General features: G+C 72.4%; 13 protein-coding genes. 9 read left to right on the forward strand and 4 right to left on the reverse strand.

Going from position 1 to position 15,331, the window contains the following annotated elements; all coding sequences use genetic code 11:
- Window positions 1-55: 55 nt before the first annotated feature.
- Window positions 56-1,501 (forward strand): MFS transporter, encoded by a 1,446-nt coding sequence (locus BZB76_RS12795; RefSeq protein ID WP_121434458.1) that lies wholly within the window; start codon window positions 56-58, stop codon window positions 1,499-1,501.
- 7 nt (window positions 1,502-1,508) lie between these two features.
- On the opposite strand, the gene BZB76_RS12800 is transcribed toward BZB76_RS12795, so the two are convergent.
- Both BZB76_RS12800 and BZB76_RS12805 read right to left on the reverse strand, forming a co-directional pair.
- A complete protein-coding gene (locus BZB76_RS12800; RefSeq protein WP_121434459.1) occupies window positions 1,509-2,936 on the reverse strand; it encodes an aldehyde dehydrogenase family protein in 1,428 nt (475 codons plus the stop codon).
- A 4-nt stretch (window positions 2,937-2,940) separates the two neighbouring features.
- Complete coding sequence (locus BZB76_RS12805) at window positions 2,941-4,419, reverse strand: PucR family transcriptional regulator (RefSeq protein ID WP_121434460.1); 1,479 nt, start codon at window positions 4,417-4,419, stop codon at window positions 2,941-2,943.
- A gap of 91 nt (window positions 4,420-4,510) precedes the next feature.
- Here BZB76_RS12805 and gabT point away from each other — a divergent pair, with 91 nt between their 5' ends.
- The 7 genes from gabT to BZB76_RS12840 all read left to right on the forward strand — a co-directional run bounded on the left by gabT (window position 4,511) and on the right by BZB76_RS12840 (window position 13,063).
- On the forward strand, window positions 4,511-5,890 hold the full coding sequence (gene gabT / locus BZB76_RS12810; protein WP_121434461.1) for a 4-aminobutyrate--2-oxoglutarate transaminase: 1,380 nt from the start codon (window positions 4,511-4,513) through the stop codon (window positions 5,888-5,890).
- 197 nt (window positions 5,891-6,087) lie between these two features.
- Complete coding sequence (locus tag BZB76_RS12815) at window positions 6,088-7,797, forward strand: amidohydrolase (protein ID WP_121434462.1); 1,710 nt, start codon at window positions 6,088-6,090, stop codon at window positions 7,795-7,797.
- A 1-nt stretch (window position 7,798) separates the two neighbouring features.
- Window positions 7,799-8,971: an ABC transporter substrate-binding protein gene (locus BZB76_RS12820; protein ID WP_121434463.1), complete on the forward strand. Its 1,173-nt coding sequence runs from the start codon at window positions 7,799-7,801 to the stop codon at window positions 8,969-8,971.
- Window positions 8,964-9,821 carry a branched-chain amino acid ABC transporter permease gene (locus tag BZB76_RS12825; protein WP_121434464.1) on the forward strand — a complete coding sequence of 286 codons (858 nt, stop codon included), beginning with the start codon at window positions 8,964-8,966 and terminating at the stop codon, window positions 9,819-9,821. Before BZB76_RS12820 ends, BZB76_RS12825 begins: the two co-directional genes overlap by 8 nt.
- Window positions 9,808-11,505 carry a branched-chain amino acid ABC transporter ATP-binding protein/permease gene (locus tag BZB76_RS12830; RefSeq protein WP_121434465.1) on the forward strand — a complete coding sequence of 566 codons (1,698 nt, stop codon included), beginning with the start codon at window positions 9,808-9,810 and terminating at the stop codon, window positions 11,503-11,505. Before BZB76_RS12825 ends, BZB76_RS12830 begins: the two co-directional genes overlap by 14 nt.
- Window positions 11,506-11,555: 50 nt before the next feature.
- Window positions 11,556-12,260, forward strand: a complete 705-nt coding sequence (locus BZB76_RS12835; RefSeq protein WP_117401891.1) for an ABC transporter ATP-binding protein — start codon at window positions 11,556-11,558, stop codon at window positions 12,258-12,260.
- Window positions 12,261-12,271: 11 nt separating this feature from the next.
- Window positions 12,272-13,063: an SDR family NAD(P)-dependent oxidoreductase gene (locus tag BZB76_RS12840; RefSeq protein ID WP_121434466.1), complete on the forward strand. Its 792-nt coding sequence runs from the start codon at window positions 12,272-12,274 to the stop codon at window positions 13,061-13,063.
- Here the strand turns inward: BZB76_RS12840 and BZB76_RS12845 are convergent.
- Together BZB76_RS12845 and BZB76_RS12850 are read right to left on the reverse strand one after the other, a co-directional pair.
- Window positions 13,050-14,045 (reverse strand): LLM class flavin-dependent oxidoreductase, encoded by a 996-nt coding sequence (locus BZB76_RS12845; RefSeq protein WP_121434467.1) that lies wholly within the window; start codon window positions 14,043-14,045, stop codon window positions 13,050-13,052. The two genes, BZB76_RS12840 and BZB76_RS12845, sit on opposite strands and share 14 nt — an antisense overlap.
- A gap of 36 nt (window positions 14,046-14,081) precedes the next feature.
- On the reverse strand, window positions 14,082-14,402 hold the full coding sequence (locus BZB76_RS12850; protein ID WP_121434468.1) for a hypothetical protein: 321 nt from the start codon (window positions 14,400-14,402) through the stop codon (window positions 14,082-14,084).
- A 132-nt stretch (window positions 14,403-14,534) separates the two neighbouring features.
- Here BZB76_RS12850 and BZB76_RS12855 point away from each other — a divergent pair, with 132 nt between their 5' ends.
- A complete protein-coding gene (locus tag BZB76_RS12855; protein ID WP_211342960.1) occupies window positions 14,535-15,329 on the forward strand; it encodes an IPT/TIG domain-containing protein in 795 nt (264 codons plus the stop codon).
- Window positions 15,330-15,331: the final 2 nt, after the last annotated feature.

Genomic DNA, 15,331 nt, shown 5'->3' on the forward strand with positions numbered 1-15,331 from the left:
TTCGGAACCCGGCCGGTTCGTACAGGTGAACACCTGAGATCCGGAGGGAACACGCATGGCGCAGGGGAAGAACGGCTGGCTGCTCGGCCTGACCGCGGCGGCGTCGCTGATGGTGGCGCTGGACGCGACGGTGGTGACGACGGCGCTGACCAGGATCCGGCTGGACCTGTCCGCCACCCTGGAGCAGCTCGAATGGACGGTGAACGCCTACAACCTGACCTTCGCCGCGCTGCTGATGACCGGGGCCGCCCTCGGCGACCGGTTCGGGCGCAGACGGATGTTCGCCGGCGGGCTGGGACTGTTCACGGCCGCCTCGGCGGCGTGCGCGCTCGCCCCCGGAATCGGCTGGTTGATCGCCGCCCGCGCCGTCCAGGGAGCCGGGGCGGCGCTGATCATGCCGCTGGCGATGGCGCTGCTGAGCACCGGATTCCCGCCCGAACGGCGCGCCAAGGCCCTGGGGATCTTCGCGGGGTTGACCGGTCTGGCGGTCGTGGCGGGGCCGGTGGTCGGCGGGATCGTCACCGAGGGGCTGGCCTGGCAGTGGATCTTCTGGCTCAATGTGCCGATCGGGCTGGTCGTCATCCCGCTGGTGCTGCGGCGCGTCCCGGAGAGCCGGGGGGCCGGGGTCTCCTTCGACCTCGGCGGCGTCGTCCTGGTGACCGGAGGGGCGCTCGGCCTGGTCTGGGGCCTGATCCGCGCGGGCGCCGTCGGCTGGGACGCGTTCGAGGTGGTCGGGGCGCTGGCGGCAGGAGCGGCGCTGTCGGCGGCGTTCGTCGCGTGGGAGTTGCGCGTCCGGCAGCCGATGGTGCCGATGCGGCTGCTGCGCTCGCGCGGCTTCTCCGCCGGCAACGCCGCCGGGCTCTTCATGTACGCGTCGCTGTACGGCTCGTTGTTCTTCATGGCCCAGTTCATCCAGTCGGGCCTCGGACACGGGCCGATGGGCACCGGGTTGCGCCTGGTGCCCTGGACGGCGACGGTGACCGTTGTGGCGCCGCTGGCGGGGACGCTGGTGAACCGCGTGGGCTCGCGGACGCTCACCGCCGCGGGGCTGACCATGCAGGCCGCCGGAATGGGGTGGATCGGGCTCGTCGCCGAACCGTCGATGGCGTACGCGCAGCTGATCGCGCCGATGGTCCTCGCGGGCGCCGGGGTCAGCATGGCCATGCCCGCCGCGCAGACCTCGGTCATCAACGCCGTCGCGCCGCAGGAGATCGGCAAGGCGTCGGGCGTCTTCAACACGCTGCGGCAGTTCGCCGCCGTGTTCGGCGTGGCGGTCCTCGCGGTGGTGTTCACCGCGCGGGGCGGCTACGGCACCGCGCAGACCTTCACCGACGGATTCGCCCCGACCGTCGCCGCCAGCGGCGCCCTGTCCCTGGCCGGGGCGCTCGTGAGCCTCGCGATTCCCCGGCGGGGCCGGACGGGTCCGGCGCGGGCGACCGCCCCAGTCGCCGCAAGGGCCCCGCGCACCGAACCGTACGCGGAGCCCCGAAGCCGTGGCTGAAGGTGGGTCAGAGCGGCAGACCCGTGAAGATCATGACCTTCTCCTCGGTGTAGTCGGCCATCGCCGAGCGCAGGCCCTCGCGGCCGACACCGGAGTCCTTCACGCCGCCGTACGGCATCTGGTCGGCGCGGTAGGACGGGACGTCGCCGATCACGACGCCGCCGACATCGAGTTCGCGGTGCGCGCGGAACGCGATGTCGAGGTTCCGGGTGAACACGCCCGCCTGGAGCCCGAACGCGGAGTCGTTGACCAGGGCGAACGCCTCGTCCACGCCGTCGACGGGCTGGACGAACATGACCGGTCCGAAGACCTCCTCGCGGGACACCTTCGCGTCGGCGGGCACGTCACTGAGGACGGTCGGCGCGTACGCGGCGCCCTCCCGGGTGCCACCGGTGAGGATCTTCGCGCCCGCGGCGACGGCCTCGTCCACCCACGCCTCGACGCGCTCGGCGGCCTCCTGGCTGACGAGCGGGCCGACCTGGGTCTTGTCGTCCCACGGGTCGCCGGTGACGAGGGCGCCGACCGTCTCGACCAGCTTCGGCACGAACTCCTCGTAGACGGACCGGTCGACGTAGACGCGCTGGACGGCGATGCAGCTCTGCCCGGCCTGGTAGTTGGAGAACAGGCCGATCCGCTTGGCGGCCCAGTCGAGGTCGGCGTCCGGCAGGACCACGGCCGCGCCGTTGCCGCCGAGTTCCAGGGTGACGTGCTTGCGCGGCGCCCGGTCGTTGATGGCCCAGCCGACCGGCACGGAGCCGGTGAACGACACGATCGGCAGGCGCGGGTCGTCGACCAGCGCGGACGCCCGATCGTTCGGCACCGGCAGGACGGAGAACATCCCGGCGGGCAGGTCGGTCTCGGCCAGCAGCTCGCCGAGCAGCAGCGCCGACAGCGGTGTGGCGGGCGCGGGCTTGAGGACGATCGGGGTGCCCGCCGCGATCGCCGGGGCGACCTTGTGGGCGGCGAGGTTCAACGGGAAGTTGAACGGCGAGATGCCGAGCACCGGGCCCTTCGGCACGCGGGTGATGTAGGCCATCCGGCCCTCGGCGGCGGGGTCGGTGTCGAGCCGCTGCGTGGTGGCGCTGAAGCGGCGGGCCTCCTCGGCGGCGAACCGGAACGTGGAGATCGCGCGGGTCACCTCGCCGCGCGCCCACAGCAGCGGCTTGCCGTTCTCCCCGGTGATCAGCCGGGCGACCTCCTCGGACCGCTCGGCGAGCCGCGCGGACACATGCGCGAGCGCCTCGGCCCGCACGTGCAGGGGCAGCGCGGCGGCCTGGGCGCGGACGGCGTCCGCGGCGGCGACCGCCTCCTCCACCTGCTCGGGCGTCGGCACGGCCGCCGTCCCGACCACGCGGCCGTCATAGGGATGCGTAACGGTCAGCTCACCGTCACCGGTTTCGGGCCGGCCGGCCAGCCAGAATGGGGTCACGTTCATACAGTCACGCTATCCCCGGCGGGCCCGATTGCGAGTCTCCATGATGTCCAATCCGGTCGCCCTCCCTGGACGTGATGGAGAGCGCGATCCACAGTTCGGCCCGCACGGCCGGGTCGTCGAGGTCGCGGCCGAGGACCTCGGCGGCCTTGCGGGTCCGCGCCCGCAACGTGTGCCGGTGGACGCCGAGGGCCCGCGCCGCCGCCTCACCCTGCCCGTTGGCCGCGACGTACGCCCGGACCGTCTCGACCAGATTCTCTTCCTGGAGCGGCCCGAGCAGTGTGGCGGCGAAGGCGCGGGCGGCGCCCGGGTCCAGCAGGCGCAGCACGCCCTGCCCGGGGAGCGCGGAGTAGTGCAGGATGTCCCGCCGCGCACGGACCGCCGCCGCCAGGGCGTCCTCGGCCTGCCGCAACGCGCCCGCGAGATCGTCCGTGGCCGGGTCGCTGACCCCGAGCGGGCCGGTCGCCGCGAGCAATGCCTCGACGGTGTCGGCGGCCTCGGCCGGGACGATCACGGCGGCGTGCCCGCCGAGCGGCAACGTCAGGCAGCGCTCCCCCGCGGGATCGGACTCCAGGACGTCCAGTACCGCGATCCCGCCCGCGCAGGCCAGCACGCGGACCGGGCCGCGCGGCGCGGCGGGCGCGTCACCGGGCCGTCCGAGCAGCAGCGCGGCCAGCGAGGCGCGCAGGTCGCGGTCGGCGCGCGGGGCCTCCGACTGGAGCGTGAGCAGCGCGACCGCCGCGCCGACGATCGTGTGCGCGGCGTGCGGGAGCGGCGCGCGCGTGCCGACGGCGAGGAACGCGGGCGGACGTCCGCCGATCCCGATCCGCTGCACGACGATGTGGTCGTCCGGGACGGCCAGCGCCACGCTCGCGGTCGCCCCGCCCTCCGCCGGGCGGCGCCGCAGCCGGGCCAGCTCCGGGACGAGCGCCTCGGCGCGGCCGTGGGCGGCGGTGGGCTCGGCGTGCCGGACGGCCCCGGACGGGTCGAACAGCAGCGCCCATCCGCCGAGCAGCCGCGCCAGCCGTGTGACGAGCGCGCCGGGCCCGGTGAGCGCGGCCCTGGTCAGCTCCCGCTGCGCCTGGAACGCGCGGGTGACGTCCTCGTACCACTCGGCGGCCAGCATCCGGGAGACGGCCTTCCCGATGGAGATGAACGGCGTCGGGCGCGGCACCTCCAGCAGGACCAGGCCCTGCTCCCGTGCCGCCGCGACCAGCTCGGCCGGAACGACCTCGTGGATGACGCCGACCGCGAACCCGAGCCCGGCGACGCCCCGTCCGACCAGCCGGGACACGTACCGCGCCGCGTTCGCCCCGGTCAGCCGCATCCCGGTGGTGAGGACGAGCTCGCCGCCCTCCAGGAACGGCGTCGGATCCTCCAGCTCGCTGACCGCGACCCACACGACCGGCGCGTCCGGCGGCGGGCCGGTCAGCGACCGCAGGCCGAGTTGCGGAAGGGCGGCCACGGAGGCCAGCGTGGGCGGCATCGCAATCCCTGTGCAAAGTGTCTATCCCAAGGGGCGGATTTCGCCGTCCCGTACGGTTCATCGTAGGCGCCCGCCGACCTATGTTCAGGCCATGACCAGCCAGGACCCAGCCCCGACCGTGACCGGTGAACGCCCGCCCGCCGAGCCGCGCCTGCCCCAGGAACGCCGTCTCGTCACCGAGATCCCCGGCCCGCGCTCCCAGGAACTGCACAAGCGCCGGACCGCGGCGGTGCCGCCGGGGGTCGGCAGCGTACTGCCGGTGTACATGACCGACGCGGACGGCGGCGTGGTCGTCGACGTGGACGGCAACTCCCTGATCGACTTCGGCTCCGGCATCGCGGTCACCAACGTCGGCAACGCCAACCCGCGCGTCGCCGCGCGGGTGAAGGCCCAGGCCGACCGGTTCACCCACACCTGTTTCATGGTCGCGCCGTACGAGTCGTACGTCGCGGTGTGCGAGAACCTCAACCGGATCACACCCGGCGACCACGAGAAGCGCTCGTTCCTCGTCAACAGCGGCGCGGAGGCGGTGGAGAACGCCGTCAAGATCGCCCGGTATGCCACCGGACGGCAGGCGGTCGTGGTGTTCGACCACGGCTACCACGGCCGGACGTTGCTCACGATGACGCTGACCGCCAAGAACCTGCCGTACAAGCACGGCTTCGGACCGTACGCCCCCGAGGTGTACCGGATGCCGCTGGCCTACCCGTACCGCTGGCCGACCGGCCCGGAGAACTGCGGTCCCGAGGCGGCGGCGCAGGCGATCGACCAGATCGGCAAGCAGATCGGGGCCACGAACGTCGCGGCCCTGGTGATCGAGCCGATCCAGGGCGAGGGCGGGTTCATCGAGCCCGCGCCGGGTTTCCTGCCCGCGCTCGCCGAGTTCTGCCGCGCCAACGGCATCCTGTTCATCGCCGACGAGGTGCAGACGGGCTTCGCGCGGACGGGCGACATGTTCGCCTGCGAGCACGAGGGCGTCGTCCCCGACATCGTCGCGACGGCGAAGGGCATCGCCGGGGGCCTGCCGCTGGCGGCCGTCACCGGCCGCGCCGACATCATGGACAAGGTGCACGGCGGCGGCCTCGGCGGCACCTACGGCGGTAACCCGCTGGCCTGCGAGGCGGCCCTGGCCGTGCTGGAGGAGATCGAGGACGGCAAGCTCACCGAGCGCGCCCGCCGGATCGGGGAGATCATGCTGCCCCGGCTGCGCGCCCTGGCCGAGACCCGTCCCGAGATCGGGGACGTCCGCGGCCGCGGAGCGATGATCGCGATCGAGTTGGTGCGGCCGGGCACGAAGGAGCCCGATCCCGAACTGACCGCGCGGATCGCGCGCCGCTGCCACGAACAGGGCCTGCTCGTCCTGACCGCCGGGACGTACGGGAACGTCCTGCGTTTCCTGCCGCCGCTCGTCATCCCCACGGACCTGCTGACCGAAGGCCTCGACCTGCTGGAGGCCGCCTTCACGGGCTGACCTGCGCGAACAGCGACCGCCGACCTCCGAACCGGGGTCGGCGGCGCTGTCATGTCCGGGTCACGACCGGGTACTTGTGAACCCCGCCACTCCGTTACGCGTCCGTTATTGACCCTGGTTATCGGGCCCCGTACGTTCGCAATACGTTTGGGCCCAAATTTTCCGAACGGGCAAGACGAAGGGCGAGGCACTAACACATGGCTAACTCGGACGCAACCCCGGACCTGGTGCTGCTGAACGGCGAGGTCCTCACGGCCGACGCGGAGTTCTCCGTGGCGCAGGCGGTGGCGATCACCGGCGGCACCATCACCGCGGTCGGCGGCACCGAGGAGATCCGCGCGCTGGCGGACCCGCGCACCCAGGTCGTCGACCTGCGCGGCCGCACCGCGCTCCCCGGGATCAACGACTCCCACCTGCACGGCTGCGCGTTCGGCGCGGCCCGCCCGCCGCTCGCGGTGGACGTCGGCTACCCGGCCGTCCGGTCGATCACCGACATCCAGGCGGCCGTGAAGGAGGCCGCGGCCCGCATCCCCGAGGGCGAGTGGATCCGCGGCGGCGGCTGGGACCCCGGCTACCTGTCCGAGTGCGCCGACGGCGGCCGGATGCCCGACCGCGCGGACCTCGACGCGGTGGCGCCCGCCCACCCGGTCTACCTCCAGGACTTCAGCGGCCACCTCACCTGGGCCAACTCCCGCGCCCTCGAACTGGCCGGGGTCACCCGCGACACCCCCACCCCCGAGGGGGGCGTCATCCACACCGACGGCGCCGGCAACCCGACGGGCCTGCTCGCCGAGGGCGCGCAGCTGCTGATCCAGGGACGGCTGCCCGCCTACACCCGCGACGAGGTCGTCAGGGCCATCCAGGAGTGCGTCGCCGTCCTGCACCGCGAGGGCATCACCAGCTACACCGAGCCGGGCCTCGGCCCCGGCGGCAAGAGCCTGTTCGCGGGCGCCGCCGACCAGCTCACCCTGGACGTCTACGGCGACCTCGCCCGCGCCGGCGACCTCGGCGCCCGCGTCAGCGTCCTGCTGATGCTGACCGGCATGGGCGGCTCGGCCGCCGCGCTCGCCGAGGGCCTCGCGAACGCCCGGATCCCCGACGACGTGGACCCGCGCCTGCTCCGCGTCATCGGCGTGAAGCTGTTCGCCGACGGCACCCCGCCCAACAAGACGGCATGGATGCGCGACGAGTACAAGGGCGGCGGGTTCGGCTGCCTGTGCGTGCACGGCGCCGCCGACGCGTTCCGCACCAACGAGCTGAACGAGATGGTCCGTCTCGCGCACGTCGCCGGCCACCAGCTCGGCGTGCACGTCACCGGCGACCGCTCGCTCGACGCCGTGGTCGACGCCCTGGAGGCCGCGCAGGTCGCGCACCCGCGCGAAGACCCGCGGCACTACGTCATCCACGCCGACCTCCCGGGGCCGCAGAGCCTCCGCAAGCTCGCCGAACACCGCTTCGGCGCGAACATGAACCCGGCGATCAAATGGACGATCGTCGACATGCTGGAAGAGATGCTCGGCCCCGAACGGGCCGCCTACCAGTACCCCGTCCGCTCGGCGATCGAGGCGGGGATCCCCGTCACCGCCAGCTCCGACGCCCCCGTCACCTACCCCAACTGGCGCCAGGGCATCGCGGCGATGATGCTGCGCGAATCGAAGGCCAGCGGTCGTGTGTTCGGCCCGGAGGAACGCGTCGGTCTGCCCGACGCCGTCCGCGCCTACACCTCCAACGCCGCCTGGCAGGACTTCGCCGAGGACTGGAAGGGCACCCTCGAACCCGGCAGGGTCGCCGACGTCACCGTCCTCGACGGCACCATCACCTCGCTCGACCCGCACGACCTCCCGGACGTCCCCGTCGCGATGACCGTCTTCGACGGCAGGGTCGTCCACAGCACCGAAGGTCTCTGACATGCGAATCGCACACATCCTGGCGGCCGCCGTCCTGGCGCTGCCTTTGGCCGCATGCGGCTCTTCCGACTCCGGCTCCGACTCGGGGCCCATCAACATCGGGTCCGTCTCGTCACTGAGCGGCGCGGTCACCTTCCCCGAGGCGTCGCAGGCCGCCCGCGCCGTCTTCGAGGAGGTCAACGCGAAGGGCGGCGTCAAGGGACGCAAGATCGCCTACACCGCGGCCGACGACAAGGGCGACCCGTCCAGCGCCGCGCTCGCCGCGCGCGACGTCATCCAGAACAAGAAGGCCGTGGCCCTCGCGGGCGGTGCGAGCCTGGTCGACTGCCAGGTCAACGGCCCCATGTACCAGCAGAACAAGATCACCGACGTGCGGGGCATCGGGGTGGACCCCGGCTGCTTCAAGTCGCCGAACATCTCCCCGGTCAACACCGGCCCCTTCTTCGGCTCGACCGTGACGCTCTACTACGCGTCCGAGACGCTGAAGATCGACAAGATCTGCGCGTTCTTCGTCATCATCGGCGGCACAGCGAACGCCTACAAGGAGGGCGTCGAGCGCTGGTCCCAGATCACCGGCAAGAAGCTGTTGATCAACGATCTGAGCCTGTCGGCGTCCACCACCGACTACACCCCCTACGTCCTGCGGGCGCGCGCCGCGGGCTGCAAGGCGGTCCTGTTCAACGGCGTCGAGCCGATGTCCATCGGCTGGGTCAAGGCCGCGCAGGCGCAGAAGATCAACGACATGAAGTGGCTGTTCCTCGCCTCCACCTACACCGCGGAGGCGTCGAAGGCGCTGGGCGACGCCGGCAAGAACGTCGTGGCCCTGTCGGAGTTCGAGCCGTACACCGAGGCCGACTCTCCGGCCAACGCGGACTGGATCGCGACGATGAAGAAGCACAACGTGCCTCTCACCGCGTTCGCCCAGGGCGGCTACCTCGCGGCCAAGCACCTCGTCACCGTCCTGGAGGGCATCAAGGGCGACATCACCCGCGAGTCGGTGACGGAGGCGATGAAGAACCTCAAGCCTCTGGAAACGCCGATGACGGGTATGCCGTTCGCGTTCGGGTCCGGTGACACCCACGCGTCCAACCTCGCCGCCAAGTTCGTCCAGCCGGACGGCAAGGGCGGTTGGACCGTGCTGACCGACCAGTGGATCAAGCTGCCCAATGCTTGAGGGAGCCATCGCGGGCCTGGCCGGGGGCGGCGCGTACGCCGCTCTCGGCCTGTGCCTCACGCTGATGTTCCGGCTGGTCCGAGTCGTCAACTTCGCGCAGGTCGCGATCGGCGTGATCGGCGTCTACACGATGGCGGTCACGGCCGAGCACGGCTGGCCCTACGGCCTGGCCGCGCTCGCGGGCCTGCTCGCCGCCACCGTCTGCGCCGCCGTGCTCGGCTGGGTGATGGGCAAGTGGTTCGGTGAGGCGGGCGCCGACCAGCGTTCCGCGATCTCGATCGCGTTCCTGGTCAGCCTGCTCGCCGTCTCCTACCTGGCGTTCGGCACGGACCCGCGCCGTATGCCCGGCAAGTTCGGCGGCTCGCTGTTCAGCGTCGGCGACATCACGATCACGCAGGCGGCCGCGGTGTGCGTCGTCGGGTCGATCGCGGTCGCGGGGGGCGCGTGGCTCGTCCTCACCCGGACCGTTCTCGGGCTGCGGCTGCGCGCGCTGTCGGAGCGTCCGACGACCGCGGAACTGCACGCCATCCCGTCCCGCCGCCTCGGCGTCGGGATGTGGGCGGTCACCGGGCTGCTGTCGGCGGCCGTGCTGCTGGTCATCGCGCCGCAGCAGACCAGCGACCAGACCTCGCTGGCCCTGATGATCATCCCGGCGGGGGCGGCCGCGCTCGTCGGCGGGTTCCGCAGTCTCGGCCTCACGGTCGCGGGCGGACTCGGACTCGGCGCGTTGCAGGGAGCGCTCGCGCACGTGTCCGAGCTGCAGCAGTACCGCGACACGGTGCCGTTCCTGGCGATCCTCGCAATCTTGATCTGGTCCCAGAGGCGGGAGGTGTGGGATGCGGCGCGTTGATCTCACCATGTTCACCCAGCCGGGCGCGGCGCTGCTGGTCGTCGTGGTCGCCGCGATCGCCGTACCGCAGTACTGGCTGTTCCTCGCGACGTCCGCGCTGGTGTCGGCGGTCTCGCTGCTCGGCCTCGGCATCGTCGGCCGCGCCGGTATGAACTCGCTGTGCCAGCTGTCCTTCGCCGCCGTCGGCGCTTGGGTGGTCGCGCAGCTCAACGTGTGGCAGGCGCCCGGGACGCTGATCCTGTGGACGCTCGCGGGCGGCCTCGTCGCGATGCCGTTCGGCGCGCTGATCGGGCTTCCGGCGCTGCGCCTGCGCGGCGTGCACCTGGCCGTCGTCACGCTCGGGTTCGCCGCCGCCGCGGACGTCGTCGTGTCCGCGATCAACTTCCCGGGCGTCGACAGCTACCAGCAGGTCATGCGACCCGAGTTCATCGCGACCGACCGGCAGTACTTCGTCTACGCGGGTGTGCTGTTCGTCGTGCTCGCGCTCGCCGTCGAATGGCTCGGCCGCACCCGGATGGGCGCGGCGTGGCGGGCGGTCAAGTTCTCCGAACGCGCCACCGCCGCCGCGGGGACGAGCGTCGCCCGCGCGAAACTGTCGGCGTTCGCGCTCAGCGCGTTCGCGGCGGGCGTCGCGGGCGGGCTGCTCGCCGGACAGGTCGGCATGATCACCGCGCAGAACTTCGGGACGATCGCCTCGCTCGCCCTGTTCGTCGTCGCCGTCATGGCGGGCAGCGAATACGTGTTCGGCGCCCTGTTCGGCGGTTTCCTCATCATGTTCGTGCCGGAACTCTTCCGCCGGGCCGGGGTCTCCCAGGACTGGGCGAACGTCCTGTTCGGCATCGGCGCCGTCCAGGCGCTGTCGCAGGGCAGCAGCATCAGCGAGGGATTCGCCCGCCGACTACGTGCCCGAAGGCCCGCCCCCGTGCCGCCGCCACGGGAGGCGTCGGACGGTGGCACCCCTCCGCTCGGCACCAAGCCGCTGCTGAAGGCCGAGGGGCTCGGTGTGCGGTTCGGGCAGGTCGTGGCGTTGCAGGACGTGGACCTCGTCGTCCCCGAGGGCACCGTCATGGGCCTCATCGGACCGAACGGCGCGGGCAAGTCCACGCTCACCGACGCGCTGTCGGGGTTCCTCAAGGACGCGACCGGGACCGTCACGCTCGACGGCCGCCGCCTGGACGGGCTGCCCGTCCACCGCCGCTCCGCCGACGGGCTGCGCCGCACTTTCCAGCAGGACCGCGTCCCGACCGGTCTCACCGTCGGCGCCTACCTGCGCTTCGCCGCGCACCGCTCGGTGTCCCACGAGGAGCTGGAGGAGGTCCGCGCGTTCCTCGGGTGCGCCCCGGAGAAGGCGCACGTCCTCGACCTGGACGTCGGCAGCCGCCGCCTGCTGGAGGTGGCCGCCGCGATCCTCGCCCGGCCCAAGCTGATCGTGCTGGACGAACCCGCCGCCGGGCTCGCCCACGCCGAGTCGCTCGCGCTCGCCGAACGGCTCATCGAGGTCCCGGCGAAGTTCGGCGCGTCCGTGCTGCTCATCGAGCACGACCTCGACATGGTCCGGCGGGCCTGCGCGACGATCGTCGTCCTCGACGCGGGCGCGGTCATCGCCGAGGGGCCGCCCGCCGAGGTCCTCGCCAGACCCGAGGTCGCCCGCGCCTACCTGGGAGACGAGGTCGCACTCACATGAGCGAAGCGAAACGGGGGGCGCGGGGGAAGGCCCCCTCGCTGGGAGCAGGCATGAAAGAGCTGAAACTGGAGGACGTGTCGGTCGGGCGGGGAGGCGCCCCGATCGTCCGGGACGTGAGCCTGACCGTCACGTCCGGGGAGGTCACCGTCCTGCTCGGCCCGAACGGCGCCGGCAAGACGACGCTGCTTGAGGCGATCGCTGGCGTCCTGCCGATCACGTCGGGGCGACTGACCGGCGACGGCGACGACCTGTCCGGCCTCGACCGGGTGTCGCGGGCCAAGCGCGGCATCGCGCTCGTCGAGCAGGGGCGGACGGTCTTCAGCGGCCTCACCGTCGCGGAGAACCTGCGGGTCGTGCGGCGCGGCACCGGCGGCGACCGCGCCCTCGACCTGTTCCCCGAGCTGGGCAAGCGCATGGACACCCAGGCGGGTCTGCTGTCGGGCGGTGAGCAGCAGATGGTGGTGCTGGCCCGTGCCCTGTCGATGTCACCGTCGGTGCTGCTGATCGACGAGATGTCACTCGGCCTCGCGCCGGTCATCGTGAAGCGGCTGCTGCCGGCCGTCCGGGCCCTCGCCGACGCGGGCGCCGCGGTCCTGCTCGTCGAGCAGTTCGCGACGCTCGCGCTGGAGATCGGCGACACCGCGCACGTCCTCGCGGGCGGGCGCCTCACCCACAGCGGGCCCGCCGCTCCGCTGCGCAAGTCCCCGGACGTCCTGCACGCCGCCTACCTTGGTGAGCCCGCGGGCCAGAGTTGAGGAGACGTCATATGCAACGGGTTCTGATCGTCACGGGCGGCGGCAGCGGCATCGGCGCCGCGGTCGCCGCGGGCGCCGCCGCCCGCGGCGACCGGGTCGTCATCTGCGGGCGCCGCAAGGAGGCGCTCGAACGGGTCGCCGCCGAGACCGGCGCCGAACCGCGCGTCTGTGACGTGTCCTCGCCGGAGGCCGTCACGGACCTGGTCGGCGATGTCGTCGCCGCGCACGGACGCCTGGACGGGCTCGTCGCCAATGCGGGCATCGTCCGCAACGGCGGCGTCCTCGACCTGTCGCCGGAGGACTGGGACGCCACCATGCGGACCAACCTCACCTCGGTGTTCCTGCTGGCCAAGGCCGCGCTGCCGCATCTGATCGAGACCAACGGGTCGCTGGTCGCGGTGTCGTCGGTCGCGTCGCTGCGCGTCCCGCTGGGATGCGCGGCCTACGCCACGTCCAAGGCGGCGCTGACCATGCTGGCGCAGACGATCGCGGTGGACTACGGGCCGCGCGGCGTCCGGGCCAACGTCGTGTGCCCCGGCTGGGTCCGCACCGAGATGTCCGACATGGAGATGACCCACTTCGGTGAACCGCACGGCATCGGACGGGAGGAGGCCTACGACGAGGTCACCCGGCTCGTGCCGCAGCGTAGGGCCGCCGCCCCCGAGGAGATCTCGGCGGCGATCCTGTGGCTGCTCGGGCAGGAGGCGTCCTATGTCAACGGCGCCGTGCTGAGCGTCGACGGCGGTACCGTCCTGCCCGACCCCGGCACCATCCCGTTCGACTTCCAGGTCAGGCTGCGGTAGCGGCGAAGGCCTCCTTGTACAGGTCGGCGAGGATGGCGTAGGAGCGCAGCCGGTCGGCGTGGTCGAAGACCTGGGTCACCACCATGACCTCGTCCACGCCGGTCCGCGCGATCAGCTCGTCCAACCGCCGGCGGACGGTCTCCGGGCCGCCGATCACCTGGTCCGCGAGCCGTGCGTCGATCATCTGCCGGTCCAGCTCCGTGTACGGGTAGGCCGCCGTCTCCTCCGGGGTCGGCAACGGGCCGGGGGCGCCCCGCCGCAGGCGCAGGAACGCCAGCGCCTGCGGCCGGGACATCTCCCACGCCTCGGCGTCGGTGCCGGCGGCCATCACCGACACGCCGATCATCGAGTACGGCTCGTCCAGCGCGCCGGGACGGAACGACTCCCGGTACAGGTTCAGGGCGGGCACCGTGTTCTGCGCGCTGAAGTGGTGCGCGAACGCGAACGGCAACCCGAGCAGCCCCGCGAGCCGGGCGCTGTACCCGCTGGATCCGAGCAGCCACACCGGCGGCTCGTTGCCCGCGGCGGGCGTCACCGTGCTGTCGGCCGCGAAGTAGGCGCGCAGCTCGGCGACCTGCTCGGGAAAGTCGTCCACCGACAGCGCCTCGGGGGAGCGTCGCAGCGCCAGCGCGGTGGCCTGGTCGGTGCCGGGCGCCCGGCCGAGCCCGAGGTCGATGCGCCCCGGGTACAGCGCCTCCAGCGTTCCGAACTGCTCGGCCACCACCATCGGCGCGTGGTTCGGCAGCATGACCCCGCCGGATCCGACCCGCATGGTGGACGTCGCCGCCGCGACCTGCCCGATCAACACGGCCGTCGCGGAGCTGGCGATTCCGGGCATCGCGTGGTGTTCGGCCAGCCAGTACCGGTGGAAGCCGAGCCGTTCGGTGTGCCGGGCCAGGTCGAGGGTGTTGCGCAGCGCCTGGCCGGACGTGGAACCGCTGACGACGGGGGAGAGATCAAGGACGGAGAAAAGAACGCTCATAACGGGCGTCAACCCGCGTCGAGCGCGCGGTCTTCCCTATCCGAGCCACCTGGCGAGGAGGTAGACGGCCATGAACACGCCGAAGATGAGGCCCGGTATGCCGGGAACGGCGATGCTGATCCACGACCAGTTGACCAGCGAACGCGCCCGCCGCGGATTCTCCGGGAACACGGTCTCCGCGCGGGTGTAGAGCAGCGCGGCGACGACCATGAGCGGAAAGAAGACGAGCATCGTGGCGACGCCGAGGACGAACGCGGCCGCCTGACCGGACCGGGTGTACGTCCCGTCCGGGCCGATGCCGAAGGCGAGCGAGGAGGCCGGCGACGGTACCGAGGCGGAGGAAACCGCTTCTGTCATTCGAGCACTCCGTTCCGTAGGGGAAGTGACCTGGATCATACGCTCGCCTACCGTCCTGCGGGGAGACGAAACATCGCCGACGCCGACCTCGATACCCGGCGGGGCGCACAAGAGAACAGCGAGAGGGGTGCCGTGAGCGAGTCGATGGTCGGATCCGAGTACGCCCGCACGCGGGACATCGTCGTGGTGCTGGCCGTCCTGCTCGTCCTCATGGCGGTGCTGGTGATCGTCCTCGTCCAGGTGTGGCCCCCGGGCCCGCGGGTCACGCCCGACGGGCGGGCCGAGATCACGCCGACGTCCACGACGGTGCACCTGCCGGGATGGTCGCCGACCGTGTCCCGGGAGACGAGCCTGTTCGTGATCGTGATGGCGGCGGGCGCGCTCGGCGCGATCGCGCACGTCCTGCGGTCGTTCTACTGGTATGTCGGGAACCGTGCGCTGCGCCGGAGCTGGCTGGTGATGTACCTGCTGCTCCCGTTCGTCGGCGCGCTGTTCGGGCTGGTGGTGTATCTCGTCGTGCGGGGCGGGCTGACCTCGCCGCTGGGCGGCGCGTCCGACATCAACCCGTACGGGGTCGCGGCCATCGCCGCGCTCGTCGGCCAGTTCTCCCGTGAGACCGCGGAGAAGTTCCGCGCGGTGTTCGGGACGCTTCTCGCGCCGGCGCCCCGGGGACGTGACCACGAGCCGACACCGAGCGTCACGGGCGTGGAGCCGTCGAGCGGTCCCGTCGGAACCGAGGTCGTCATCCGGGGCACCGGGCTGGCGGACGCGACGGGCGTCCGGTTCGGCGCGGCGCGGGCGGTGGTCGTCGACGTGACGGACACGCTCGTCCGGACGACCGTCCCGGCGGGCGCCGTCTCGGGACCGCCCGTCGTGCACACCCCGACCGGCGCGGCCACGAGCCCGGAGCCGTTCACGGTGGAATGAGC

The organism is Actinomadura pelletieri DSM 43383 (assembly GCF_003634705.1).
Taxonomy (GTDB): domain Bacteria; phylum Actinomycetota; class Actinomycetes; order Streptosporangiales; family Streptosporangiaceae; genus Spirillospora; species Spirillospora pelletieri.

What these genes read in the sequence shown, in the direction of transcription:
- BZB76_RS12800 (WP_121434459.1), bottom strand. Translation starts at nt 2,936, where the DNA reads ATGAACGTGACCCCATTCTGGCTGGCCGGCCGGCCCGAAACCGGTGAC.
- BZB76_RS12840 (WP_121434466.1), top strand. Translation starts at nt 12,272, where the DNA reads ATGCAACGGGTTCTGATCGTCACGGGCGGCGGCAGCGGCATCGGCGCC.
- BZB76_RS12795 (WP_121434458.1), top strand. Translation starts at nt 56, where the DNA reads ATGGCGCAGGGGAAGAACGGCTGGCTGCTCGGCCTGACCGCGGCGGCG.
- BZB76_RS12815 (WP_121434462.1), top strand. Translation starts at nt 6,088, where the DNA reads ATGGCTAACTCGGACGCAACCCCGGACCTGGTGCTGCTGAACGGCGAG.
- BZB76_RS12820 (WP_121434463.1), top strand. Translation starts at nt 7,799, where the DNA reads ATGCGAATCGCACACATCCTGGCGGCCGCCGTCCTGGCGCTGCCTTTG.
- BZB76_RS12835 (WP_117401891.1), top strand. Translation starts at nt 11,556, where the DNA reads ATGAAAGAGCTGAAACTGGAGGACGTGTCGGTCGGGCGGGGAGGCGCC.
- BZB76_RS12845 (WP_121434467.1), bottom strand. Translation starts at nt 14,045, where the DNA reads ATGAGCGTTCTTTTCTCCGTCCTTGATCTCTCCCCCGTCGTCAGCGGT.
- BZB76_RS12850 (WP_121434468.1), bottom strand. Translation starts at nt 14,402, where the DNA reads ATGACAGAAGCGGTTTCCTCCGCCTCGGTACCGTCGCCGGCCTCCTCG.
- BZB76_RS12805 (WP_121434460.1), bottom strand. Translation starts at nt 4,419, where the DNA reads ATGCCGCCCACGCTGGCCTCCGTGGCCGCCCTTCCGCAACTCGGCCTG.
- BZB76_RS12825 (WP_121434464.1), top strand. Translation starts at nt 8,964, where the DNA reads ATGCTTGAGGGAGCCATCGCGGGCCTGGCCGGGGGCGGCGCGTACGCC.
- gabT (WP_121434461.1), top strand. Translation starts at nt 4,511, where the DNA reads ATGACCAGCCAGGACCCAGCCCCGACCGTGACCGGTGAACGCCCGCCC.
- BZB76_RS12830 (WP_121434465.1), top strand. Translation starts at nt 9,808, where the DNA reads ATGCGGCGCGTTGATCTCACCATGTTCACCCAGCCGGGCGCGGCGCTG.